A 22,606-nucleotide genomic window follows, 5' to 3' on the forward strand; every position below is an offset into this window, starting at 1 on the left:
GGCCTATGCAGCCAACTCTATAGTCGCCACCCACTACTTCAACAACAAGCGCGGGCTCTGACATGTCGAAATTCGCCAAACCGCTTCTCAACGCCAGCCTGGCCATCCTGCTGGGTGCCGGCCTGCTCGGCCAGGCCTTCGCCGGCGAGCAACTGAAGACCATCCAGGAAAAAGGCGTGATCAACGTCGGCCTTGAGGGTACCTACCCGCCGTTCAGCTTCCAGGATGAAAACGGCAAGCTGACCGGCTTCGAGGTCGAGCTGTCCGAACTGCTGGCCAAGGAGCTTGGGGTCAAGGCCAAGATCCAGCCGACCAAGTGGGACGGCATCCTTGCTGCGCTGGAGTCCAAGCGCCTGGACGTGGTGGTCAACCAGGTGACCATCTCCGAAGAGCGCAAGAAGAAGTATGACTTCTCCGAGCCCTACACCATCTCCGGCATCCAGGCGCTGATCCTGAAGAAGAAGGCCGAGCAGCTGAATATCAAAAGCGCGCAAGACCTCGCCGGCAAGAAGGTCGGCGTAGGCCTGGGCACCAACTACGAGCAATGGGTCAAGCAGGACGTGCCGAAGGCTGATGTGCGCACCTATGAAGACGACCCGAGCAAGTTTGCCGACCTGCGCAACGGTCGCATCGACGCCATCCTGATCGACCGCCTGGCGGCACTGGAATACGCCCAGAAGGCCAAGGACACCGAACTGGCCGGCGATGCATTCTCGCGCCTGGAAAGCGGCGTGGCCCTGCGCAAGGGTGAGCCTGAGCTGCTGGCAGCCATCAACAAGGCCATCGACAAGCTCAAGGCCGACGGCACGCTGGCCAAGCTGTCCGAGAAATACTTCGGTGCCGATGTCACCAAATGATCGCTGAAAGCCTGCAACTCGTTGCCGACTCCACGCCCTTCCTGCTGAAGGGCGCGGGTTATACGGTGCTGCTCAGTGTTGGCGGCATGTTCTTCGGCCTGGTGCTGGGCTTTGCCCTGGCGCTGATGCGGTTGTCGAAGATCCTGCCGCTGAACTGGCTGGCCCGGGTCTATGTGTCGTTCTTCCGTGGCACACCGCTGCTGGTGCAGCTGTTCGTGATCTACTTTGGCATGCCGCAGATCGGCATCGAACTCGACCCGATCCCGGCCTCGCTGATCGGCCTGTCACTGAACATGGCGGCCTACATCTGCGAAATCCTGCGTGCGGCGATCTCCTCGATCGACCGTGGCCAGTGGGAAGCCGCCGCCAGCATCGGCATGACTCGCACCCAGGCCATGCGCCGGGCGATCCTGCCCCAGGCCCTGCGCACCGCGCTGCCACCCCTGGGCAACAGCTTCATCTCGCTGGTCAAGGACACCGCGCTGGCCGCGACCATCCAGGTGCCCGAGCTGTTCCGCCAGGCGCAGCTGATCACCGCGCGCACCTTCGAAGTGTTCACCATGTACCTGGCCGTTGCAGTGATCTACTGGATCCTCTGCAGCATCCTCGCGCACTTCCAGAACCGCATGGAAGCGCGGGTCAACCAGCACGACCAGGAGCAATGAGATGATCGTAGTCAAAGGCCTGACCAAGCAGTTCAAGGGCCAGACCGTACTCAACGGTATCGACCTGACCGTGCAACCCGGTGAAGTGGTGGCCATCATCGGCCCCAGTGGCTCGGGCAAGACCACCTTCCTGCGTTGCCTCAACCTGCTGGAAACCCCGGATGCCGGGCAGATCCAGATCGGCGACATCAGCATCGATGCCAACCGCCCGCTCGGCGGCCAGCAAAGTGCGATCCGCCGCCTGCGCCAGCAGGCGGGCTTCGTGTTCCAGAACTTCAACCTGTTCCCCCACCGCACGGCTCTGGAAAACGTCATCGAGGGGCCGGTGATCGTCAAGAAGACACCCCGCGAACAAGCGGTCGAACTCGGCCGGCGGCTGCTGGCCAAGGTCGGCCTGGCGGGCAAGGAAGATGCCTACCCACGGCGCCTGTCCGGCGGCCAGCAGCAGCGTGTGGCGATTGCCCGCGCGCTGGCCATGGAGCCTGAGGTGATCCTGTTCGACGAACCCACCTCGGCCCTCGACCCGGAGCTGGTCGGCGAAGTGCTGGCGACCATCCGCGGCCTGGCCGAGGAAAAGCGCACCATGATCATCGTCACCCACGAGATGAGCTTTGCCCGGGATGTCGCGAACCGGGTGATCTTCTTCGACAAGGGCGTGATCGTGGAACAGGGTGAGGCCAAGGCGCTGTTTGCCAATCCGAAGGAAGAACGTACCCGGCAGTTCCTGCGCAAGTTCCTGGGAACCGCCGCTGCGCAAGACTGAAGATCCCTGCTGGGCTCTTCGCGGGCAAGCCCGCTCCCACAGGGAATTGCACAGGCTTCAAGACCTGTGCAATTCCCTGTGGGAGCGGGCTTGTTCGCGGAAAGGCCGGCACTTCTATAATTATTCCAAAAAGTTAGTTCATAAACTTTTGATAAGCAATTAGGGTATATAAACCGGACCACCGGACCAGCAAACGTTTGTCGCCATCAGCTGAAGCGACGCATCCACTTTGTGAGGTTCGGTTCTGATGACCACCCAGCCAAATACGCCATTCCACAGCGACCTCGACAGCTCGCCCCTGCTGCTACCGGCCAAGGTACTGCGCACCGACGCCGAAGCCCTGCAAGCCGCCCGTGAGCTAGCCGCGAGCGCCCGTGAGCAAGCCGCCCGTCGCGACCAGCAACGCAAACTGCCCTGGGCAGAAATTGAACAGTTCACCCGCAGCGGCCTAGGCAGCATCAGCGTACCCAAGGCCTACGGCGGCCCGGACGTCTCGTTTGCCACCGTCGCCGAGGTGTTCCGCCTGATCAGCGCCGCCGACCCGGCTCTGGGGCAGATCCCGCAGAACCAGTTCGGCATGCTGCAACTGCTGCGCCTGACCGCCACCGAAGCCCAGCAGGCGCTGATCTTCCGCAGCGTGCTGGACGGCTGGCGCATCGGCAACGCCGGCCCCGAGCGCGGCACCAAAGACACCCTGACGCTCAAGGCCAGGATCACCCGCAGCGGCGACGGCTATCGCATCAGCGGTGAGAAGTTCTACTCCACCGGCGCACTGTTCGCCCACTGGGTGGCGGTCAAGGCCCTGGACGACGAAGGCCGCCAGCGCCTGGCCTTTGTCCGCCGCGGCAGCCCGGGGCTGCGCATCGTCGACGACTGGTCCGGCTTCGGCCAGCGCACCACCGCCAGCGGTACCGTGTTGCTCGACCAGGTACCGGTGGACGCCGAACTGGTCATCGATAACTGGCGCCAGCGCGATATCCCCAATATCCAGGGTGCGGCTTCGCAGCTGATCCAGGCGGCCATCGATGCCGGCATCGCCGAGGCCGCCATCGACGACGCCATCACCTTCGTCCGCGAAAAGTCCCGGCCCTGGATCGAAGCCAAGGTCGAGCGCGCCAGCGATGACCCTTACGTGATTGCCGACATCGGCCGCCTGAAGCTTGAGCTGCATGCCGCCGAGGCACTGCTGCGCAAGGCCGCGCGCGTGCTCGACGAGGTCAATGCCGGGCCGATCGATGCTGCCGCCGCCGCGCGGGCGTCGATTGCCGTGGCCGAGGCCAAGGTGCTGACCACCGAGATCTCGCTGCAGGCCAGCGAGAAGCTGTTCGAGCTGGCGGGCAGCCGCGCGAGCCTGGCCGAGTTCAACCTCGACCGCCACTGGCGCAATGCCCGGGTGCACACCCTGCACGACCCGGTGCGCTGGAAGTACCACGCGGTTGGCGCCTATCACCTCAACGGCACCCTGCCCGCCCGGCATTCCTGGATCTGATTTGAGGGCCTCGGGGGCTGCCTTGCAGCCCATTCGCGGGGCAAGCCCGCTCCCACAGCTACAGCGTGCTCTCAGCAACTGTGCAACTCCTGTGGGAGCGGGCTTGCCCCGCGAATGGGCCGCACAGCGGCCCCATGGCCCCGGAGAACAGCATGACAACATCAGTTATCACCAACGACAGCCAAGCCCTGGCTGTCGCCGAGCAAATCGCCCAGCAACTCAAACGCGACAGCGCCCTGCGCGACCGCGAGCGCCGCCTGCCCCACGCCGAACTGGAGCTGTTCACCCGCTCCGGCCTGTGGGCCATCAGTGTCCCGAAGGCCTTCGGCGGCGCTGGCGTGTCCAACGTCACCCTGGCCCAGGTCATCGCCCGCATCGCCCAGGCCGATGCCTCGCTCGGCCAGATCCCGCAGAACCACTTCTATGCCCTGGAAGTGCTACGGGTAAACGGCAGCCCCGAGCAGCAGCGGCGCCTGTACGCCGAAGTGCTGGCCGGCCGACGCTTCGGTAACGCCTTGGCCGAACTGGGCACGAAAACCGCACACGACCGCAGCACCCGCCTGACCCGCGATGGCACCGGTTACCGCATCAACGGTCGCAAGTTCTACGCCACCGGCGCGCTCTACGCCCAGCGTATCCCGACCTCGGTGATTGACGATCAAGGCCGCCAGCAGTTGGCTTTCGTCCCCGCCGACAGCCAGGGGCTGCAGGTAATCGACGACTGGAGCGGCTTCGGCCAGCGCACTACCGGCAGCGGTTCGGTGACGTTCGACAACGTCTGGGTCAATGCCGACGACGTGGTGCCGTTCCAGAGTGCCTTCGAGCGCCCGACCCCGGTCGGCCCGCTGGCACAGATTCTTCACGCTGCCATCGACACCGGCATCGCCCGCGCCGCCCTGGAGGATGCCCTGCACTTCGTGCGCACACGCAGCCGGCCATGGGTCGACTCCGGCCTGGACAAGGCCAGCGACGACCCGCTGACCCTGAAAAGCTTCGGCCAGCAGGTTATCCGCCTGCATGCCGCTGAAGCGTTGCTCGAACGTGCCGGCGAATTCCTTGACCGTGCCCAGGCCGACAGCCATGCCGACAGCGTGGCGGCAGCCTCCATAGCCGTTGCCGAAGCACGGGCGATCAGCACGGAAGTCTCCCTCGCCGCTGGCACCACACTGTTCGAACTGGCCGGCAGCCAGGCCACCCTGGCCGAGCACAACCTCGATCGCCACTGGCGCAATGCCCGCGTGCACACCCTGCACGACCCGGTGCGCTGGAAGTACCACGCCATCGGCAACTACTACCTGAACAACGAAAACCCACCACGCCGGGGGACCATCTGATGGCCAGGCAGATCCTGCTCAATGCCTTCAACATGAACTGCATCGGGCACATCAACCATGGCCTGTGGACCCACCCGCGGGACACCTCGACCCAGTACAAGACCCTGGAATACTGGACCGACCTGGCGCGCCTGCTGGAGCGCGGGCTGTTCGACGGCCTGTTCATCGCCGATATCGTCGGCACCTATGACATCTACGGCAATTCAGTCGACGTGCCCCTCAAGGAGTCGATCCAGCTGCCGGTCAACGACCCGCTGCTGCTGGTCTCGGCCATGGCTGCCGTGACCCGCAACCTGGGCTTCGGCCTCACCGCCAACCTGACCTACGAAGCGCCTTATCTGTTCGCCCGGCGCCTTTCCACCCTCGACCACCTGAGCAACGGCCGGGTCGGCTGGAACATCGTCACCGGTTACCTCGACAGTGCCGCCCGCGCCATGGGCCTGGAGCAGCAGCCTGAACACGACCGCCGCTACGACCAGGCCGACGAATACCTGCAGGTGCTGTACAAGCTGCTGGAAGGCAGCTGGGCCGATGATGCCGTGGTCAACGACCGCGCACGCCGGGTGTACGCCGAGCCGGGCAAGGTGCGCAAGGTCCGCCACCAGGGCGAGTTCTACAAGGTCGAAGGCTACCACCTGTGCGAACCCTCGCCACAACGCACGCCGGTACTGTTCCAGGCGGGCAGCTCGCCGCGCGGCCTGGCGTTCGCCGGCAACCATGCCGAGTGCGTGTTCATCAGCGGCCAGGACAAGGCCGCCACCCGCGCCCAGGTCGACAAGGTCCGCGCCGCCGCCAAGGCCGCCGGCCGCGATCCGCAAGCGGTGAAGGTCTTCATGGGCATCACGGTGATCGTCGCGCCTACCGAGCAACAGGCCCAGGCCAAGTACGCCGAGTACCTGCAGCATGCCAGCGCGGAAGCCGGCGTGGCGCACTTCGCAGCCTCTACCGGCATCGACTTTGCCGCCTACGGGCTGGACGAGCCCATCGGCGCCAGCAAGGGCAATGCCATCCAGTCGGCCACCCGCCAACTGCAGGAAAACGCCTGGACCCGTCGCCGCCTGCTGGAACAGCACGCCCTGGGCGGGCGCTATGTAACCCTGGTCGGCGCGCCCGACCAGGTTGCCGAACAGCTGATCGCCTGGATCGACGAAACCGGCCTGGACGGCTTCAACCTGACCCGCACCGTGACCCCGGAAAGCTATGCGGACTTCATCGACCTGGTGGTCCCGCAACTGCAGCGGCGTGGCCGCTACAAGACCGCCTACGCCGACGGCACCCTGCGCGAGAAGCTGTTCGCCAGCGATCACCCGTATCTCCCGGCCGATCACCCCGGTTCTACCTACCGCAACATCCCTGTCCCTGCCCCGACTGGAGCCCCGCACCATGCTTGAGAAACTGATCCGGCCCGTCGCGGCCATCGCCATTACCCTCGGCCTGACCACCAGCGCGTTCGCGGCCGAACCACTGAAGATCGGTACCACGGCCGCCTTCGCCATTCCCTTGGAAGCAGCGGTGGCAGAAGCCCACAAACAAGGCCTGGAAGTGAAGCTGATCGAGTTCAGCGACTGGATCGCGCCGAATGTCAGCCTCAACAGCGGCGACATCGACGTGAACTACTTCCAGCACATCCCCTTCCTGGAGAACGCCAAGGCTGCAGCCGGCTTCAACCTGGTGCCCTACGCCCCAGGCATCATCAACAACGTCGGCCTGTACTCGAAAAAGTACAAGCGTTTTGCCGAACTGCCCGAGGGCGCCAGCGTGGCGATCGCCAACGACCCGATCAACAGCGGCCGTGGCCTGCAGTTGCTGGCCAAGGCTGGCTTGATCACGCTCAAGCCGGGTGTCGGCTACAAGGCCACCGAAGACGATATCGTCGCCAACCCGAAGAAGCTGAAGATCCTGCAGGTCGAAGCGGTGCAACTGGTGCGCGCCTACGACGACGCCGATCTGGTTCAGGGCTACCCAGCCTATATCCGCCTGGCCAACAGTTTCGATGCCACTTCGGCGCTGCTGTTCGATGGCCTGGAAAACAAGGAATACGTGATCCAGTTCGTCATCCGCCCACAAAGCAAGGACGACCCGCGCCTGGCCAAGTTCGTCGATATCTACCAGCACTCGCCGGCCGTGCGCGCGGCGCTGAACAAGGCCCATGGCAGCCTGTACCAGGCCGGTTGGGAAGGCTGACATGAGCCAGGCCAACGCGCTCAGGGCGCCCACCGCACAACCATCGCCGCCAACGGCCAGGGAGCAGGCCCTGCGCCCGGAGGTCAACCAAGCCCATGTCCGTTTCATCGGGCTGGGCAAGACCTACCCTGGCCAGCAGCAACCCGCGCTGCAAGGCATCGATCTGAACATCCGCCGTGGCGAGATCTTCGGCATCATCGGCCGCAGCGGCGCAGGCAAGTCGTCACTGCTGCGCACCATCAACCGCCTCGAGCAGCCGAGCCAGGGCCGTGTGCTGATCGACCAGGTCGACATCGCGCCGTTCGACGAGGACCGCCTGGTGGCGCTGCGCCGGCGCATCGGCATGATCTTCCAGCACTTCAACCTGATGTCGGCCAAGACCGTGTGGCAGAACGTCGAGCTGCCGCTGAAGGTGGCGGGCGTGGCCAAGGCCGAGCGCCAGCGCAAGGTCCGCGAGCTGCTGGAACTGGTCGGCCTGCAGGAAAAGCATCACGTCTACCCGGCCCAGCTGTCCGGCGGCCAGAAGCAGCGGGTCGGCATCGCCCGGGCGCTGGTGCATGACCCAGAGATCCTGCTGTGCGACGAAGCCACCTCGGCGCTGGACCCCGAGACCACGGCTTCGATCCTGGAACTGCTGCGCGACATCAACCAGCGCCTGGGCCTGACCGTGGTGCTGATCACCCACGAAATGGCGGTGATCCGCGACATCTGCCAGCGCGTGGTGGTGCTGGAACGTGGTGCGGTGGTCGAACAGGGCGATGTCTGGCGCGTGTTCGGCAGCCCACGCCATGAGGTCACCCGCACCCTGCTCGCACCGTTGCAGACCAAGCTGCCTGCGGCTTTGCAGGCCAACCTGCGGGCCAGCCCGGTGGGCCGTGACAGCGCAGTGGTGCTCAAACTGACCCTGCTCGGCGAGCCGGCGCTGTCCGACCTGTTCGCTGAGTTGGGCGGGCGCGTGCGCCTGCTCCAGGGTGGCGTGGAAACCATCGGCGAGCATGCTCTGGGGCAGCTGATCCTGTCGATACAGGGCTCGCCGCACGATACGCATCAATTGCTCGAACGCGCCCGCCGCTGGGCCGAAGACGTGGAGGTACTGGGCCATGTGGCTTGATCGCTTGCTCGAAGGCCTGCTCGACACCCTGCTGATGGTGGGCGTGTCTTCTTTGATCGCGCTGCTGGTGGGTGTGCCGATGGCAGTGCTGCTGGTCACCAGCGACAAAGGCGGCATCTTCGAGGCACCGTTGCTGAACCGGGTGCTGGGTGCCTTCGTCAACCTGTTCCGCTCGATCCCGTTCCTGATCCTGATGGTCGCGCTGATCCCCTTCACCCGGCTGGTGGTGGGTACCACCTATGGCGTTTGGGCCGCCGTGGTGCCGCTGACCATTGCGGCCACGCCGTTCTTCGCGCGGATTGCCGAAGTCAGCCTGCGCGAGGTCGACCATGGCCTGGTGGAAGCAGCGCAGGCCATGGGCTGCCGGCGTTGGCACATCGTCTGGCATGTCCTGCTGCCCGAGGCACTGCCGGGGATCGTCGGTGGGTTCACCATTACCTTGGTGACGCTGATCAACTCGTCAGCGATGGCCGGAGCGATTGGCGCGGGGGGGCTGGGGGATATTGCCTATCGGTATGGGTATCAGCGCTTCGACAGCCAGATCATGTTGACCGTGATTGCCATGCTGGTGGCCTTGGTGGCGTTGATCCAGCTGGGTGGGGACCGGTTGGCGAAAGGCTTGAACAAGCGTTGAGGTGCCCGCCACAACATCTTCTGCGCCTGTGAGACCGAGCGCCGCCCGCGCGGCGCATCGCGAGCTGCGCTCGCTCCTACGTTTGTTTCGGGCCAATCAATCCTGCGGGATTTGCGCGCGAACGCTCTGGCGCATGGCGCGATATCGCGTCGTACCAACAGGGCGGTCGCGCGCGCCTGTCACAGGCGTTACTGGCCAGAAACAAACGTAGGAGCGAGCGCAGCTCGCGATGCGCCGCGCGGGCGGCGCTCGATCTCACAGGCGCTGAACAACTTCAGCCGTACCTCTCAGCCCCAGTGCAGATCCCCAGCCGGCACCGGCCGCCCGAACCAGTACCCCTGCCCCAGCTGGCACTGCTGCTCCAGCAGGAACCGCGCCTGCTCAGCCTGTTCGATGCCCTCGGCATGCACCTGCATGCCCATGCTCCGCGCCAGGGCAATGATCACCCGGACTATCGCGATATCATCATCATCCAGCGGCAAACCGGCCACGAAACCCTGGTCGATCTTCAGCTTCTGCACCGGCAGGCGCTTGAGCCGCAGCAGCGAGGAGTATCCCGTGCCAAAATCATCGATGGCCAGGTTCAACCCCAGCTCACGCAGGCGATGCAGCTGCTCCAGCGCCACCTCCGGGTCTTCCATGACCGCACTCTCGGTCACTTCAAGCTCCAGCAACGCCGGGTCCAGGCCAGTTTCGTGCAGCACATCGGCCACCTGCCGATACAACTCACGCTGGCCGAACAGGCGGCTGGAGATGTTGACCGCAACGAACGCCAGCATGCGCCCATCCTCCTGCCAGCGGACCATCTGCCGACAGGCCTCACGCAACACCCAGGCATCGATCTCGGCAATCAGCCCGGTGCGCTCGGCGATCGGGATGAATTCGCCCGGTGGCACCAGCCCGCGCTCCGGGTGTTGCCAACGGACCAGCGCCTCGACGCCGACCATCTGCGCCGTGAACAGGTCATGCACGGGCTGAAAGAACACCCGTAGCTCATCCTTGGCCAGCGCCCGGCGCAACTCGCTGGCGGTTTCCACCCGGTGCTGGGCGTGGGCGGTCAGTTCCTCGGTGTACAGCGCGTAGCAGGCACGGCCATTGCCCTTGGCCTTGAACAGCGCCGAATCGGCATTGCGCAACAGTTGCTCGGCGCTCAGGGCGTCATTGGGGAACAGGCTGATCCCGACACTGGCACTGATGAACAGGCGGTGGCCATCGAACTCGAAGGGCTCGCGCATGCGCTCGATGATGCCCTGCGCCAGCTTGCCAGCCTGGCCAACCTGCTGGCAGTTCTCGGCCAGCACGCCGAACTCGTCACCGCCCAGGCGCGCCAGGGTCACGTTGTTGCCCACGGTGTCACGCAGGCGTTCGCCGACCAGCTTGAGCAACTGGTCGCCGATGGTGTGGCCAAGGCCATCGTTGATGCTCTGAAAGTGATCGAGGTCGAGCAGCAGCAAGGCACAGCCGCGCTTGTTGGCCTGCGCCGCAGCCAGCGCCTGCTCGGCGCGATCGTTGAACAACAGCCGGTTGGGCAGGCCGGTGAGCGGGTCATGGTGGGCCAGGTACGCCAGTTCCTGCTCGGTATGCTTGATCGCACTGATGTCGCTGAACACCGCCACGTAATGGCTCAGCTCACCGCTGTCATCGCGAATCGCGCAAATCGTTTGCCATTGCGGATAGATTTCACCGCTTTTACGCCGGTTCCAGATCTCGCCGCTCCACTCACCCTTGTCGGCCAAAGCAGCATAGATCTGCTGGTAGAACGGCACGCCGTGGCGCCCCGACTTGAACTTGCTGGGGCGCTGGCCCAGCACTTCTTCCTGCTGGTAGCCGGTGATGCGCATGAAGGCGCGGTTGACGTGCACGATCAGGCCTTGGCGGTCAGTCACCAAGACACCTTCCAGGGTGCTGTCGAACACCGCAGCGGCCATGCGCAGGCGCTCGCGGTCCTCGCTGCGCAGGCGCGCGCCGATACCGATGAAGTTGAGCAGGCGGGCACGGGACACAAAGATCAGCAGGGCACTGACCAATACCCACACCACCACGTTGATCTGCCGGCCCACGGTCAACGCCAGGGGGTCGTCAGACATACTGCGCAGGACCACCTCGGCCAGCACCAGCCAGAGGAACGAGAGCACCACATACAGCGCGGCCATGCGCAAGGCGTCGCGAACGGAAACAGACATGTCGGGGGGGAAAGCCCATGAAAAAGGATGGGGCATTATAAAGGCTGAAACATGCCGTGACTTCCTATCTGAAAGGGTGACTGGTTTTATTTCCCTGCCAAGGGATAATCACACCCTTCTCCCTGCATTCCCGAGGGCTTCTACACCTATGTGGTACAACGGTCTGCTCGACTTGTCGGCCTGGCAACTGGTGGGCGTCACCCTGCTGATGACCCACGTGACCATCGTCAGCGTCACCATTTACCTGCATCGCTACTCCGCCCATCGCGCCCTGGAACTCAATGCCGCGCTCAAGCACTTTTTCCGCTTCTGGCTGTGGCTGACCACGGCACAGAACACCCGCGAATGGACGGCCGTGCACCGCAAGCACCACGCCAAGTGCGAAACCCCGGACGACCCGCACAGCCCGGTGTACAAAGGGTTGGGCACGGTGCTGCGCAAAGGCGCCGAACTCTACCGCGAAGAGGCACGCAACCTCGAGACCCTGCGCATCTACGGCAAGAACTGCCCTGAGGACTGGATCGAGCGCAACCTCTACTCACGCTACAAGCTCGGCGGCATCGTGCTGATGGCGGTCATCGACCTGCTGCTGTTCGGCACCATTGGCATCACCATCTGGGCGGTGCAGATGATGTGGATTCCATTCTGGGCCGCCGGCGTGGTCAATGGCCTGGGTCACGCGGTGGGCTACCGCAATTTCGAATGCCGCGACGCCGCCACCAACCTGGTGCCGTGGGGTATCGTCATCGGTGGCGAAGAGCTGCACAACAACCACCACACCTACCCCAACTCGGCCAAGCTCTCGGTCAAACGCTGGGAGTTCGACATGGGCTGGGCGTGGATCCGCCTGTTCTGCCTGCTGCGCCTGGCCAAGGTGCAGCGTGTGGCCCCCATCGCCCACCGCGTCGAAGGCAAGGCCAGCCTGGACATGGACACGGCCATGGCCATCCTCAACAACCGTTTCCAGATCATGGCCCAGTACCGCAAGCTGGTGATCGGCCCGCTGGTCAAGCAGGAGCTGGCCAAGGTCGATGCTTCGGTACGTCACCGCTTCCGCCGTGCCAAGCGCCTGCTATCGCGGGAGACCAGCCTGCTGGAAGACCGCCACCACGTGCGCATCGAGAGCATGCTTGCCCACAGCCATGCACTGAAGACCATCTACGAGAAGCGCCTGGCCCTGCAACAGATCTGGGCCCGCACCAGCGCCAACGGCCACGACATGCTGGCAGCCATGAAGGACTGGGTACACGAGGCCGAGGCCAGCGGCATCCATGCCCTGCGCGACTTCGCAGCACAGCTGAAAACCTATTCGCTGCGCCCCACTGGCGCCTGATAGCCGCTGATCGGCACGCCCTGCAACGGGGCGTGCCTGCTGGAACTTCCCCCCTGAAAATCCACTCAAACCCGCCATATCGCACGCGTGGCGGGCCGGTTCGTGGCCGCGCGCCTCATCAATGAGAACTGCTCCGTGCTCATGGCCAAGAACCCTCCTTCGTCGTTTTCAGGTACCCCGCCTCCCGCAGCCGCTCAAACCTTGCTAGCCCTGCTCCACGCCCAGGGCGAGGTCGCTCGCCTGAGTGAGCGCGAACAGCTCTACAGCTCGCTGCTCGACAGCGTCAACGCCGTGCTCTGGGCCTTCGACTGGGAAACTCGCCAGGTGCTCTACGTCAGCCCCGCCTACGAACGCATCTTCGGTCGCTCGGCCAGCCTGGTGCTGGCCGACTACAACGAATGGCGTGACAGCATCTACCCCGACGATCTGGAATTCGCCGAACGCAGCCTGGCCCAGGTATTGCTCAAGGGTGCAGTGGAAGACCGCGAATACCGAATTCTCAACGCCAGCGGCCAAGTGCGCTGGCTCAGCGACAAGTGCTACATCAACCAGCAGAGCGACGGCGACCGGGTGATCATCGTCGGCATCGCCGAAGACATCACTGAAAAGAAGCAGCTCGAAGGCGAACTGCAGCGACTGGCCACCACCGACGTGCTGACTCAGAGCAGCAACCGCCGGCACTTCTTCGAATGTGCCCAGCAGGCCTTCGACAGTGCCCGTGAAGACGGCACGCCGCTGGCCTTCCTGCTGCTGGACATCGACGACTTCAAGCGCATCAACGACAGCTACGGACACCAGGAAGGCGACCAGGTGCTGCAACGCATCGCCGACAGCGGCAAGGCCGTATTACGCCGCGGCGACCTGTTCGGGCGTATCGGTGGCGAGGAGTTCGCGGCAGTATTCCCGGGCTGCAATGCACAAGTGGCCGAGCAGATTGCCGAACGCCTGCAGCGGGAGATTCAGCGGCAGGGCTTCAGCCATGGCGATGAGACGTACAGTGTTACGGTGAGCCAGGGGCTGACCGTGCTGACGGACGAAGACGAGTCCCTGGACAGCTTGTTCGCCCGTGCCGATGCGGCGATGTACCGGGCCAAGCGGCAGGGCAAGAACCAGATAGTGCGAGGCTGATTGGGGCTGTTGCGCAGCCCTTCGCGGGCAAGCCCGCTCCCACAAGTACCGCGCCGCCTTCTAGAGTTCTACCATCCCTGTGGGAGCGGGCTCGCCCGCGAATGGCTGCGAAGCGGCCTCTCAAGTCGAAGCTGGCTCTTCAGCAGCAGGTGGTTCCTCACCCTGCGGTTTCACCTCAGGGTTCTCCACCTTGCGCAACCGGCTGAGCTCAGGCAGCCCAACCTTCAGCAAGCGCGCGGTCTTGCTGCCAGCCACTTTCTCCAACCCCTGAGCCGCCGGCAAGCGCGCCAGTTGCCCGGCCAGGTTCAAGGCCAGGATCTCCCGCGAATACACCCCACCCCCCAGCTGGTAGATCGCCGCGATCAGCTCGCGCAGGCTCAGCGGCAAACGCCAGCGGGTACGCAACGCCGAGCCGAATGCCGCGCCGAACTCGTTGAGCGACAACTGCACCCGGTCCTCATCGAGTTCACCACCGGCCAGGCGCCACTCCTGCAGACAGCGCAACACCGCCAGGTCGCCCAGGCAATGCAGCAGGCCGGCGCAGTAGCAGCGCTCCTGATCCAGCTCGAGCATGCGTGCCAGCGAGCGGGCGTATTCGGCCGTATGCAGCGACAGGTTCCAGTAATGCGTGGCATGTTGCGTCAGCAGCGGGTCGCTCAGGCGCGCACTGCGCTTGAGGGTGAGGCCGAGGATCAGGTTCATGCTCTGGGTGCTGCCGAGCTTGTTCAGCGCCTGCATCAGGGTCTGCACCGGTGCGTCACGGTGCAGGCTGGCACTGTTGGCAGCGGCGATGAGCACCGCCGTGATCTGCGGGTCGTCGCGCACTTCTTCTTCCAGCACCTTGAGGTTCAGGCCCTGCGGGTTGAGTGCGCGCTTGATCGCCACCTGCACGTCGGCGAACAGTGGCCCGCCATCGGCGGTGGCGCGGCGTTGTTCGAGGTAGGCCGGCAGGTTGGCGCCGGGCTGCAACGGCGGTACCGGGCAGGCGATCTGCTCGCCCACGGCCAGCAGCAGCTCTTCCAGGCTCTTGCGCAGCTTCTCCAGGTTCAGCGGCTTGCTCAGGTATGCCGTGGGGTGCAGCGGCAACGCTTCGCGCACGCTGGCGCTATCGCTGCGGTTGCTCATGAGAATGAACGGCAGCCCCGGGCCCTTGGTGCGCACCTTGCGCAGCAGGTCGAGGCCATCGAAGCCAGCCAGTTCGCGGGCAGCGATGATCAGGTCAGGCTTGCTGGCCAGCGCCGTCAGCGCTTCAGTGCCGTCGGCACAGACCTGCAAGCGGGCGTCACAACGCACGCTGAGCAACATTTCGCTCAACATTTCGCGCACCCAGGGGTCGCCTTCGGCAATCAATACACACGGCGGCGTGGGGTCTGCAGCACTCATGGCCAACTCCTGAATATCCCTGACACACAGTCCTTCGCAGCTTCCAAGGCAAATCCTCCCACAACCATAGCGCCACGCGGCTTTTCTGGGCACAAAAAAAACCCGCCGAAGCGGGTTTTTTTTAGAAACGCGTCACATCAGGCGAGTTCAGCGAAGCACTCTTCGATGATCGCCAGACCTTTGTCCAGCAACGCGTCTTCGGCGGTCAGCGGAACCAGGATACGCAGGACGTTGCCGTAGGTGCCGCAGGACAGCAGGATCAGACCCTTGTCGCGCGCCTTGGCCACAACCTGGGCAACGGCAGCAGCGTCAGGGGTGTGGGTGCCTTTTTCGAAGACTTCCACAGCGATCATCGAGCCCAGACCACGGACGTCGCCGATGATCGGGTGCTTCTTCTGGATTTCGCGCAGGCCAGTGGTCAGGCGCTCACCGACAGCCTTGCTGCGATCCAGCAGTTTCTCTTCCTCGAACACCTGGATAACGGCCAGGGCCGCAGCGCAGGCAATCGGCGAACCGGCGTAGGTGCCGCCCAAGCCGCCCGGAGCGATGGCGTCCATGATCTCGGCCTTGCCGCACACACCGGCCAGCGGGAAGCCGCCAGCGATGGACTTGGCGAAGGTGGTCAGGTCAGGCGCAACGCCCATCTGTTCCATGGCGAAGAAGGTGCCAGTACGGCCAGCGCCGGTCTGCACTTCGTCGGCGATCAACAGGATGCCGTGCTTGTCGCACAGCTCGCGCAGGCGCTTCATCAGCTCTTTCGGCGCTGGCAGGAAGCCGCCTTCGCCTTGTACTGGCTCGAGGATGATCGCGGCGATGTCGCGCGACTCGGCGTCGTTCTTGAAGATGCGCTCGACCGAAGCGATGGCGTCGTCAACGCTCACACCATGCAGTTCGCTCGGGAACAGGGCGCGGAAGATGCCGCCTGGCATCAGGCCCATGCCAGCGGAGTACGGCACGACCTTGCCGGTCAGGCCCAGGGTCATCATGGTACGGCCGTGGTAACCGCCGGTGAAGGCGATCACGCCAGCGCGGCCAGTGGCGGCGCGGGCGATCTTGACGGCGTTTTCAACCGCTTCGGAGCCAGTGGAAACCAGCAGGGTCTTCTTGGCGAAGTCACCTGGGACCAGCTTGTTGATCTTTTCGCACAGCTCGACGTAAGGCTCGTAGGCCAGCACCTGGAAGCAGGTGTGGCTGACTTTGGTCAGCTGCTCTTGCACAGCTGCAACCACTTTCGGGTGCAGGTGGCCAGTGTTCAGTACTGCGATGCCGCCGGCGAAGTCGATCAGTTCGCGGCCTTCAACGTCGATCACCGTCGAGTTCTTCGCCGATTCGACGAAGATCGGGTGAATCTGGCCGACGCCACGTGGGACGGCGGCTACACGACGTTGCATCAAGGATTCGTTGGTCTTGCTCATAGTGCCCTCATTTGCGCCGATCAGCGGCGCTTTTATTCGGGGGTGGCTGGGTGTGCTCGCGAACAGTATTCGTTGATCGACTGCCGTGAACGCCCTGGCCACCAGGTACTGCGATGTCAAAAAGGCCAGCGAGACGTCGCTCTCGCGCCCCGCTGGCAGAGGTAAAACCGTTTACCCGGCGATCAGACGCTGATGCACAGGTATTTGATTTCGAGGTAGTCCTCGATACCGTACTTGGAGCCTTCGCGGCCCAGGCCCGAAGCCTTGATGCCGCCGAATGGCGCGACTTCGTTGGAGATCAGGCCGGTGTTGATACCCACCATGCCGTATTCCAGGGCCTCGGCGACACGGAACACACGGCTCATGTCACGGGCGTAGAAGTACGAGGCCAGGCCGAATTCGGTGTCGTTGGACATGGCGATGACTTCGGCTTCGTCTTTGAAGCGGAACAGTGGCGCCAGTGGGCCGAAGGTCTCTTCCTTGGCCACAGCAGCGGTTTTCGGCACGTCGACCAGAATGGTCGGCTCGAAGAAGTTGCCTTCGATGACCTTGCCACCGGACAGCACCTTGGCGCCTTTGCCAACGGCATCGTCGATGTGCTCTTGGACCTTGGCGACAGCCTTGCCGTCGATCAGCGGGCCAGTGGTGGTGCCTTCTTCCAGGCCGTTACCGATCTTCAGCTTGGCAACTGCAGCGGCCAGCTTCTGGGCGAACGCGTCGTAGACGCCGTCCTGCACGTAGATACGGTTGGCGCAGACGCAGGTCTGGCCGTTGTTGCGGTACTTGGAGATGATCGCGCCCTCGACCGCCTTGTCCAGGTCGGCGTCGTCGAACACGATGAACGGGGCGTTGCCACCCAGCTCCAGGGAAACCTTCTTGATGTCCTTGGCGCATTCTTCCATCAGCTGGCGACCGATTTCGGTCGAGCCGGTGAAGGACAGCTTGCGTACCAGGGAGTTGCCGGTCAGCTCGCCGCCGACTTCGCCAGCGCTGCCGGTAACGACGCTCAGCACACCAGCCGGGATGCCGGCGCGGGTGGCCAGCTCGACCAGGGCCAGGGCGGAGTAAGGGGTCTGCGAAGCGGGCTTGAGCACCATGGTGCAGCCAGCGGCCAGGGCCGGGCCGGCTTTACGGGTGATCATCGCGGCCGGGAAGTTCCACGGGGTGATGGCCGCGGTAACGCCGATTGGCTGCTTGATGACGATCAGGCGCTTGTCTGGCTGGTGACCCGGGATGGTGTCACCGTAGACGCGCTTGGCTTCTTCGGCGAACCACTCGATGAACGAGGCGGCGTAGGCGATTTCGCCCTTGGCTTCGGCCAGTGGCTTGCCTTGTTCGGTGGTCATCAGGCGAGCCAGGTCGTCCTGGTTCTCGATCATCAGTTCGAACCAGCGACGCAGCTTGTTCGAACGCTCCTTGGCGGTCAGTGCGCGCCAGGCCGGCAGGGCCTTGTCGGCAGCTTCGATGGCGCGGCGGGTTTCCGCGGTGCCCATCTTCGGCACGGTACCGATGACTTCACCCGTGGCCGGGTTGGTCACATTGATGGTCTGGCCGCTGTCCGCATCCAGCCACTCACCGTTGATGAAGGCTTGCTGGCGGAACAACTGAGCGTCTTTGAGCTGCATGTCGGCTTCCCGAATTGTTGATTGTTTGAAAAGCGCCCAAGGCAGGGCATCGAGCGTTTGAAATCTCAAACGAATGCTAAGCGGCTGCTGGGGTGTTGGACAATAGGCTGTTCGAAAAAAAGAACGAATGGTCGAACAGACTGGGTAAAAATTCATGATTCTGCACAGTGGCAACCGGCCTCTTCGCGGGCAAGTCGGGGCGCCGAACCGCCGCTCCCACAGGTACTGCACAGGCACTGAAAACTGTGGAGATCCTGTGGGAGCGGCGGTTCGGCGCCCCGACTTGCCCGCGAAGAGGCCGGTACAGGTTAGACGATGCAGCTGAAGGAAATGTGATGGGAGGACCGACGGCCCTCCCGGCAGGAATCGATCAGAATGCCTTGGCCAGGTCGATCACCAGCGCCCGGTAGCCAACCGAGCCCGGCTGGCGGCTGTGGACCTTGAGTTCCACCAATACCTCCTGGGTGCCACGACGCACCTCATTGAGCACCGTGGTGGTCAGCTTCTCCGGTGTGAGGAAATTCACCGAAGCCGAATAGATGAACTGCGTGTCGGTCTCCGGCCGGTAGGCGACCACCGAGGTCACCGGGCTGTACCACTCGTCGCCACGCTCCTTGCCGTACTCCCAGACCTGCTCCACCGTGCCCTTGGCTTCATCGATCTTGTACTCGACCGCCCGGCTGTAGTTTCCGCTGAGCTTGGTTGGCGCAAAGTCGCGGCCCCAGCCGTTGTCGAACACCGTCAGTGTGCCCTTGCCGGTGAGCCAGGCGGTGTGCTGGGTCCATGACCAGTCGAAGCCTTCACTCTGGACGGGGGTCAGCACTTTCTCGCGTAGGTGCTGCGGCCAGCCTTGTGGGGAAGCGAGAATCCATTTCACCTGCTTGTCGCGACCGATCTTCACCACCCCCTGATGCCGAGCTGAAACGATAATGCTGTCGTCATCGGCATCGTAGTCGATGGCATTGACGTGCGCCCAGTTACGCCCCGTGCCCACGCCCGGGGTGTCGCCGAACGGCAGGTTGCCTTCAGCCAGTTCGTTGGCCAGCCGGTCATCCTGTTTTTGCACACCTTCGGGCAGCTGGATGGCCGCCTTGCCCAGGGTTTCCAGCAAGTCGCCACGATAGGGATCGAGAATCTGGTTCAGGTCCCAGAAGTCCAGCACGTCGCCTGCTTCGCTGACCTCGATGATGTGGTCACGGATCGAGCGCACCCGCTTGCCATCCGGGCGACGGTAATCGCTGGTGCCGACTCGCAGCAGGTAAGTGCCGTTGCTGGTTTCGCGGATCTCGTGGGAGAAGTCGGCGAACTTGTCCGGCAGGTTGCGCTGCCAGATGCGCCGGCCGAGCAGGTCGTACTTGGAGTAGGTCTGGCCCTGGCCCCAGATCAGTTTGCCGTCGCGGGTCTGCTGGAAGCCCATGGTCCCGCCCAGGCCATCACGGCGGTTGGAATCATGGATCTGCTCGATGTCCAGGTACCAGCGCACATCGCCGTTGCTGTCGGCGATCCAGTTGTTGCCGACCTGGTCCCACTCGGCAGCGCCGCCCAGGCCGTTCCACTTGAAGGCGCGAGCACCGGGGATGTCACCTTGCAGGTGGTTGAACAGGTACAGGCGCTGCTCGAAGCCTGGCGCCACCTTGACCGGTTCCACCTGCGGCAGTGCCGCAGTCTGTTTCGCCACCACCGGCAGGCGCACGGCCGGGGCGTAGATCTGGTACTGCTCACGGATGCGCTCGCCATCGAGCTTGTAGGTCACTTCCACCTGGTTGACGTGATCCGGGTACAGGCCGAATACCGGGATGCCGCCATAGGTCCACAGCGAACGCTCGGACACCTCGTAGGTAATGTCCACACCGCGCTCGCCCTTGCCGCGCACCCGCACATGGGTGGCACTCAGGCTGCGCCCACCGTCGCGGATGATCGCGGTCAGCGGTGCCAGGCGGTACGGGTTGACCACCACATCGCCGAGCAGCGCCTCGTTGCGCTCGGGGACCTTGGCAGTGAGGCAGGCGCCTTCAGGCAGTGCGGGGGTTTCGGTCTTGGCATTCATGGCAAAGCTCCTTGTGCTCAGAAGTCATAACGGGCGGTGGCGCCGAAGGTGCGCGGGGTACCGAGCACGCCGGCATAACCACCGTTGGCGGAGTTCCACAGGCTGGTGAAATAGGTCTTGTCGCCGGCGTTCTTCACCCACAGCGACAGGTCGACCACGCCGTCGCCCTGGTCCAGGCGCACACCGGCGGAGAGGTTGACCAGCGCGTAGCTGGGGATCTGGCCGAAGTCGGAATCGTCGATGGTGCCCACTGCTCTTGAGCGGAACGCGTAGCTGGCGGTGACGTAGGGCTCGACGTGCTGGCTGGCCTGCCACTTGTATTCGCCGTTGAGGTTGGCGATGTACTTGGAGGCGCCCACCACCTGGTGGCCGGACAGGTCGCAGGTGGCGGTGGCATTGGCCAGGCTCACCTCAGGCGGGCAAGGAGCATCCTTGTACTCGGTGTAGCGCACGTCGTTCCACGAACCATTGAAGTTGACCGTCAGGCCGCGGATCGGCAGCGCCGTGGCTTCGAACTCCAGACCGCGCGAGCGCACGCTGCCAGCGTTGGCCAGGTACTGCACGCGGTTGATCTGGTCATAGACGTTGGCCTGATAACCGTGCACCTGGGCCCAGAACAGGTTGGTATTGAGCTGCAGGCGGTCGTCGAACAGCGAGCTTTTCAGGCCCAGTTCGGCGTTGTTGACCCGCTCGGTACCGACCAGCAGCGAGTCGGTACCCAAGCGTGGCGCGGCACCGACAGTAAGGTTGATACCGCCGGATTTCTCACCATGGGTGAGGGTGGCATAACCCAACAGTTGCTCGTTGAAGCGGTAGCTCAGGCCAAGCAGACCCGAGGGGCTGAAGCTGTACTGGTTGAGGTCACCCGAATCGTACGCACCTACCCGGCCCTGGCGCGCAGCGGCGGCGGCACCGGTCACGGCAGCACCACCGGTTGGCGCATCGCGGGTGACCCAGGCGCTCTTTTCCTCGTAGGTGCCACGGATGCCGGCAGTGAAGTCCAGGCGGTCGGTGAGGTGCCAGGTGCCTTGGGCGAACAACGCGTAGCTGTCGGTATCGATATGGCCGTTGCCGATGGTATTGACGTTGGCCAGGGCGCCCGCCGGGGTGATGTTCCAGATGTCGGCCTGGGGGCCGTAATAGGTGAAGGACTTGTTGTCCAGGTCCTGCTTGAAGTAGTAAGCGCCGAGCACATAGTCGAACAAGCCACCGGTAGGCGAAGCCAGGCGGATTTCCTGTGAGTATTGCTTGTCGCGCACTGACACCCCGGCGCTGTAGAACACCGGCACATCGAGGCCGTCGTCGTTGCGCGGGGTGAAGTCCCACCAACGATAGGCGCTGATCGAAGTCAGGGTGAAGTCATTGGGCAGGGTCCAGTTGGCCTCCACCGAGGTCCCGCCCTGGAACACCGTCACCTGCTGGTCGGCATCGAAGTTGACCTTGCGGTCCTTGCCTGACACCAGCGTCGCGCCCGCCTGGGCGGCCAGGCTCTCGTAGCGGTTGACGCCGTTGATGGTCGGTCCGGTGCTGTACAGGCTGAGGATGCCGTTGTTGGAGTCTTCCTCGTTGTATTCGCCGATCCAGCGCAGGTTGAAGGTTTCGCTCGGCTTGAACAGCAACTGGGTACGAAAGCCCTGGCGCTTGCCGCCGTTGAGCTCGTCGCCGTTGTGGATGTTCTTCACATAGCCGTCGTCCTCGGTGTGATAGGCACTGATGCGCCCAGCCAGCGTCTCGGTGATCGGCCCGGAGTAGCTGCCCTGGGTCTGCAGGTAGCCATCCTCGCCAACCGATTGCTGGATGCTCCCTTGCGGCTGGAAGGTCGGTTTTCGCGAGGTGATGTTCAGCACGCCTGCCGTGGTGTTCTTGCCGAACAGCGTGCCCTGCGGGCCGCGCAGCACTTCCAGCTGCTCGACGTCGAGCAGGTCGAACACTGCCATGCCCGGGCGGCCAAGGTAGACGTTGTCCAGATAGATGCCGACGCTGCCTTCCAGGCCGTCGCTGGCCGGGTTGTTGCCCAGGCCCCGAATCGAGATGCTCGACTGCCGTGCATGCACATAGGCGACGTTGGTGCTTGGCACCAGCTGTTGCAGATCCTGCACACGGTAGATGCGCTGGGTTTCCAGGGTTTCGCTGCTGAGCACGCTGATCGGCGTGGGCACGCTCTGCGCGGTTTCTTCGCGGCGGCGGGCATTGACCGTGACCGTGCCGAGCTTGGCTTCCTGTTCCACAGCCGGGGTAACGCTGACGGGTTCATCGGCAAAGCTGCCGTTGGATGCCGCCAGCAACACGCCGGCGGCCAAGGGTTGCAAGGTGAAACGCGACGCGCGCGCAGGCCAACGGGAAAGTCCGGACATGCAGATGCTCCTTGAGGCATGGGCCCTGGGCGAGCATTTCCGTTGGCGGAACCGAATCGCGGTCAGTTGGGCTTATATTCTTTTAAGAGATATAAATATTT

17 protein-coding genes are annotated in these 22,606 nt (G+C 63.9%); 11 read left to right on the forward strand and 6 right to left on the reverse strand.

The features are described from left to right. Positions 1-62: 62 nt before the first annotated feature. The 9 genes from tcyJ to OCX61_RS26075 all read left to right on the forward strand — a co-directional run bounded on the left by tcyJ (position 63) and on the right by OCX61_RS26075 (position 9,037). Positions 63-857 carry a cystine ABC transporter substrate-binding protein gene (tcyJ, locus tag OCX61_RS26035; protein ID WP_060507573.1) on the forward strand — a complete coding sequence of 265 codons (795 nt, stop codon included), beginning with the start codon at positions 63-65 and terminating at the stop codon, positions 855-857. Beyond that, the gene (tcyL, locus tag OCX61_RS26040) at positions 854-1,522 is read left to right on the forward strand and encodes a cystine ABC transporter permease (protein ID WP_027917633.1); all 669 of its coding nucleotides are present in this window, start codon (positions 854-856) and stop codon (positions 1,520-1,522) included. Before tcyJ ends, tcyL begins: the two co-directional genes overlap by 4 nt. A 1-nt stretch (position 1,523) precedes the next feature. After that, on the forward strand, positions 1,524-2,285 hold the full coding sequence (gene tcyN, locus OCX61_RS26045; RefSeq protein WP_261941949.1) for an L-cystine ABC transporter ATP-binding protein TcyN: 762 nt from the start codon (positions 1,524-1,526) through the stop codon (positions 2,283-2,285). A 247-nt stretch (positions 2,286-2,532) separates the two neighbouring features. Continuing rightward, positions 2,533-3,774 carry an SfnB family sulfur acquisition oxidoreductase gene (locus tag OCX61_RS26050; RefSeq protein ID WP_261941950.1) on the forward strand — a complete coding sequence of 414 codons (1,242 nt, stop codon included), beginning with the start codon at positions 2,533-2,535 and terminating at the stop codon, positions 3,772-3,774. Between the two features lie 152 nt (positions 3,775-3,926). Then, positions 3,927-5,108: an SfnB family sulfur acquisition oxidoreductase gene (locus OCX61_RS26055; RefSeq protein WP_261941951.1), complete on the forward strand. Its 1,182-nt coding sequence runs from the start codon at positions 3,927-3,929 to the stop codon at positions 5,106-5,108. Next, the gene (locus OCX61_RS26060) at positions 5,108-6,499 is read left to right on the forward strand and encodes an LLM class flavin-dependent oxidoreductase (protein ID WP_261941952.1); all 1,392 of its coding nucleotides are present in this window, start codon (positions 5,108-5,110) and stop codon (positions 6,497-6,499) included. Before OCX61_RS26055 ends, OCX61_RS26060 begins: the two co-directional genes overlap by 1 nt. Next, the gene (locus tag OCX61_RS26065) at positions 6,492-7,292 is read left to right on the forward strand and encodes a MetQ/NlpA family ABC transporter substrate-binding protein (protein ID WP_261941953.1); all 801 of its coding nucleotides are present in this window, start codon (positions 6,492-6,494) and stop codon (positions 7,290-7,292) included. The genes OCX61_RS26060 and OCX61_RS26065 overlap by 8 nt, the downstream gene beginning before the upstream one ends. A 1-nt stretch (position 7,293) precedes the next feature. After that, positions 7,294-8,403 (forward strand): methionine ABC transporter ATP-binding protein, encoded by a 1,110-nt coding sequence (locus OCX61_RS26070; RefSeq protein ID WP_261941954.1) that lies wholly within the window; start codon positions 7,294-7,296, stop codon positions 8,401-8,403. Next, entirely contained in the window at positions 8,393-9,037 is a 645-nt protein-coding gene (locus OCX61_RS26075; RefSeq protein ID WP_261941955.1) for a methionine ABC transporter permease, read from the forward strand. Before OCX61_RS26070 ends, OCX61_RS26075 begins: the two co-directional genes overlap by 11 nt. Positions 9,038-9,324: 287 nt before the next feature. Here the strand turns inward: OCX61_RS26075 and dibA are convergent, their stop codons facing one another. After that, entirely contained in the window at positions 9,325-11,220 is a 1,896-nt protein-coding gene (gene dibA, locus OCX61_RS26080) for a phosphodiesterase DibA (RefSeq protein ID WP_261941956.1), read from the reverse strand. Positions 11,221-11,368: 148 nt separating this feature from the next. On the opposite strand from dibA, the gene desA reads away from it, so the two are divergent. Together desA and OCX61_RS26090 are read left to right on the forward strand one after the other, a co-directional pair. Further along, positions 11,369-12,553: a delta-9 fatty acid desaturase DesA gene (gene desA, locus OCX61_RS26085; protein WP_261941957.1), complete on the forward strand. Its 1,185-nt coding sequence runs from the start codon at positions 11,369-11,371 to the stop codon at positions 12,551-12,553. 141 nt (positions 12,554-12,694) lie between these two features. Continuing rightward, positions 12,695-13,681, forward strand: a complete 987-nt coding sequence (locus tag OCX61_RS26090) for a GGDEF domain-containing protein (RefSeq protein ID WP_261944368.1) — start codon at positions 12,695-12,697, stop codon at positions 13,679-13,681. 120 nt (positions 13,682-13,801) lie between these two features. On the opposite strand, the gene OCX61_RS26095 is transcribed toward OCX61_RS26090, so the two are convergent. From OCX61_RS26095 to OCX61_RS26115, 5 genes are all read right to left on the reverse strand, one after another. Beyond that, positions 13,802-15,064, reverse strand: a complete 1,263-nt coding sequence (locus tag OCX61_RS26095) for a response regulator (protein ID WP_261941958.1) — start codon at positions 15,062-15,064, stop codon at positions 13,802-13,804. Positions 15,065-15,201: 137 nt separating this feature from the next. Further along, positions 15,202-16,479 carry a 4-aminobutyrate--2-oxoglutarate transaminase gene (gene gabT, locus OCX61_RS26100; RefSeq protein WP_261941959.1) on the reverse strand — a complete coding sequence of 426 codons (1,278 nt, stop codon included), beginning with the start codon at positions 16,477-16,479 and terminating at the stop codon, positions 15,202-15,204. A 182-nt stretch (positions 16,480-16,661) separates the two neighbouring features. After that, the gene (gabD, locus tag OCX61_RS26105) at positions 16,662-18,104 is read right to left on the reverse strand and encodes an NADP-dependent succinate-semialdehyde dehydrogenase (protein WP_261941960.1); all 1,443 of its coding nucleotides are present in this window, start codon (positions 18,102-18,104) and stop codon (positions 16,662-16,664) included. Positions 18,105-18,474: 370 nt separating this feature from the next. Beyond that, positions 18,475-20,151 carry an aryl-sulfate sulfotransferase gene (locus tag OCX61_RS26110; RefSeq protein ID WP_261941961.1) on the reverse strand — a complete coding sequence of 559 codons (1,677 nt, stop codon included), beginning with the start codon at positions 20,149-20,151 and terminating at the stop codon, positions 18,475-18,477. 17 nt (positions 20,152-20,168) lie between these two features. Beyond that, positions 20,169-22,505, reverse strand: coding sequence for a TonB-dependent receptor (locus OCX61_RS26115; protein ID WP_261941962.1), 2,337 nt, complete (start codon positions 22,503-22,505; stop codon positions 20,169-20,171). Between the last annotated feature and the right edge of the window lie 101 nt (positions 22,506-22,606).

Source organism: Pseudomonas sp. LRP2-20, assembly GCF_024349685.1.
In the GTDB taxonomy this organism is placed as follows: Bacteria; Pseudomonadota; Gammaproteobacteria; order Pseudomonadales; family Pseudomonadaceae; genus Aquipseudomonas.

Coding starts and splice junctions, on each gene's coding strand:
- tcyL (WP_027917633.1), top strand. CDS start 854: ATGATCGCTGAAAGCCTGCAACTCGTTGCCGACTCCACGCCCTTCCTG.
- OCX61_RS26110 (WP_261941961.1), bottom strand. CDS start 20,151: ATGAATGCCAAGACCGAAACCCCCGCACTGCCTGAAGGCGCCTGCCTC.
- dibA (WP_261941956.1), bottom strand. CDS start 11,220: ATGTCTGTTTCCGTTCGCGACGCCTTGCGCATGGCCGCGCTGTATGTG.
- OCX61_RS26055 (WP_261941951.1), top strand. CDS start 3,927: ATGACAACATCAGTTATCACCAACGACAGCCAAGCCCTGGCTGTCGCC.
- OCX61_RS26050 (WP_261941950.1), top strand. CDS start 2,533: ATGACCACCCAGCCAAATACGCCATTCCACAGCGACCTCGACAGCTCG.
- tcyJ (WP_060507573.1), top strand. CDS start 63: ATGTCGAAATTCGCCAAACCGCTTCTCAACGCCAGCCTGGCCATCCTG.
- tcyN (WP_261941949.1), top strand. CDS start 1,524: ATGATCGTAGTCAAAGGCCTGACCAAGCAGTTCAAGGGCCAGACCGTA.
- gabD (WP_261941960.1), bottom strand. CDS start 18,104: ATGCAGCTCAAAGACGCTCAGTTGTTCCGCCAGCAAGCCTTCATCAAC.
- OCX61_RS26090 (WP_261944368.1), top strand. CDS start 12,695: ATGGCCAAGAACCCTCCTTCGTCGTTTTCAGGTACCCCGCCTCCCGCA.
- gabT (WP_261941959.1), bottom strand. CDS start 16,479: ATGAGCAAGACCAACGAATCCTTGATGCAACGTCGTGTAGCCGCCGTC.
- OCX61_RS26075 (WP_261941955.1), top strand. CDS start 8,393: ATGTGGCTTGATCGCTTGCTCGAAGGCCTGCTCGACACCCTGCTGATG.
- OCX61_RS26060 (WP_261941952.1), top strand. CDS start 5,108: ATGGCCAGGCAGATCCTGCTCAATGCCTTCAACATGAACTGCATCGGG.
- desA (WP_261941957.1), top strand. CDS start 11,369: ATGTGGTACAACGGTCTGCTCGACTTGTCGGCCTGGCAACTGGTGGGC.
- OCX61_RS26070 (WP_261941954.1), top strand. CDS start 7,294: ATGAGCCAGGCCAACGCGCTCAGGGCGCCCACCGCACAACCATCGCCG.
- OCX61_RS26095 (WP_261941958.1), bottom strand. CDS start 15,064: ATGAGTGCTGCAGACCCCACGCCGCCGTGTGTATTGATTGCCGAAGGC.
- OCX61_RS26115 (WP_261941962.1), bottom strand. CDS start 22,505: ATGTCCGGACTTTCCCGTTGGCCTGCGCGCGCGTCGCGTTTCACCTTG.
- OCX61_RS26065 (WP_261941953.1), top strand. CDS start 6,492: ATGCTTGAGAAACTGATCCGGCCCGTCGCGGCCATCGCCATTACCCTC.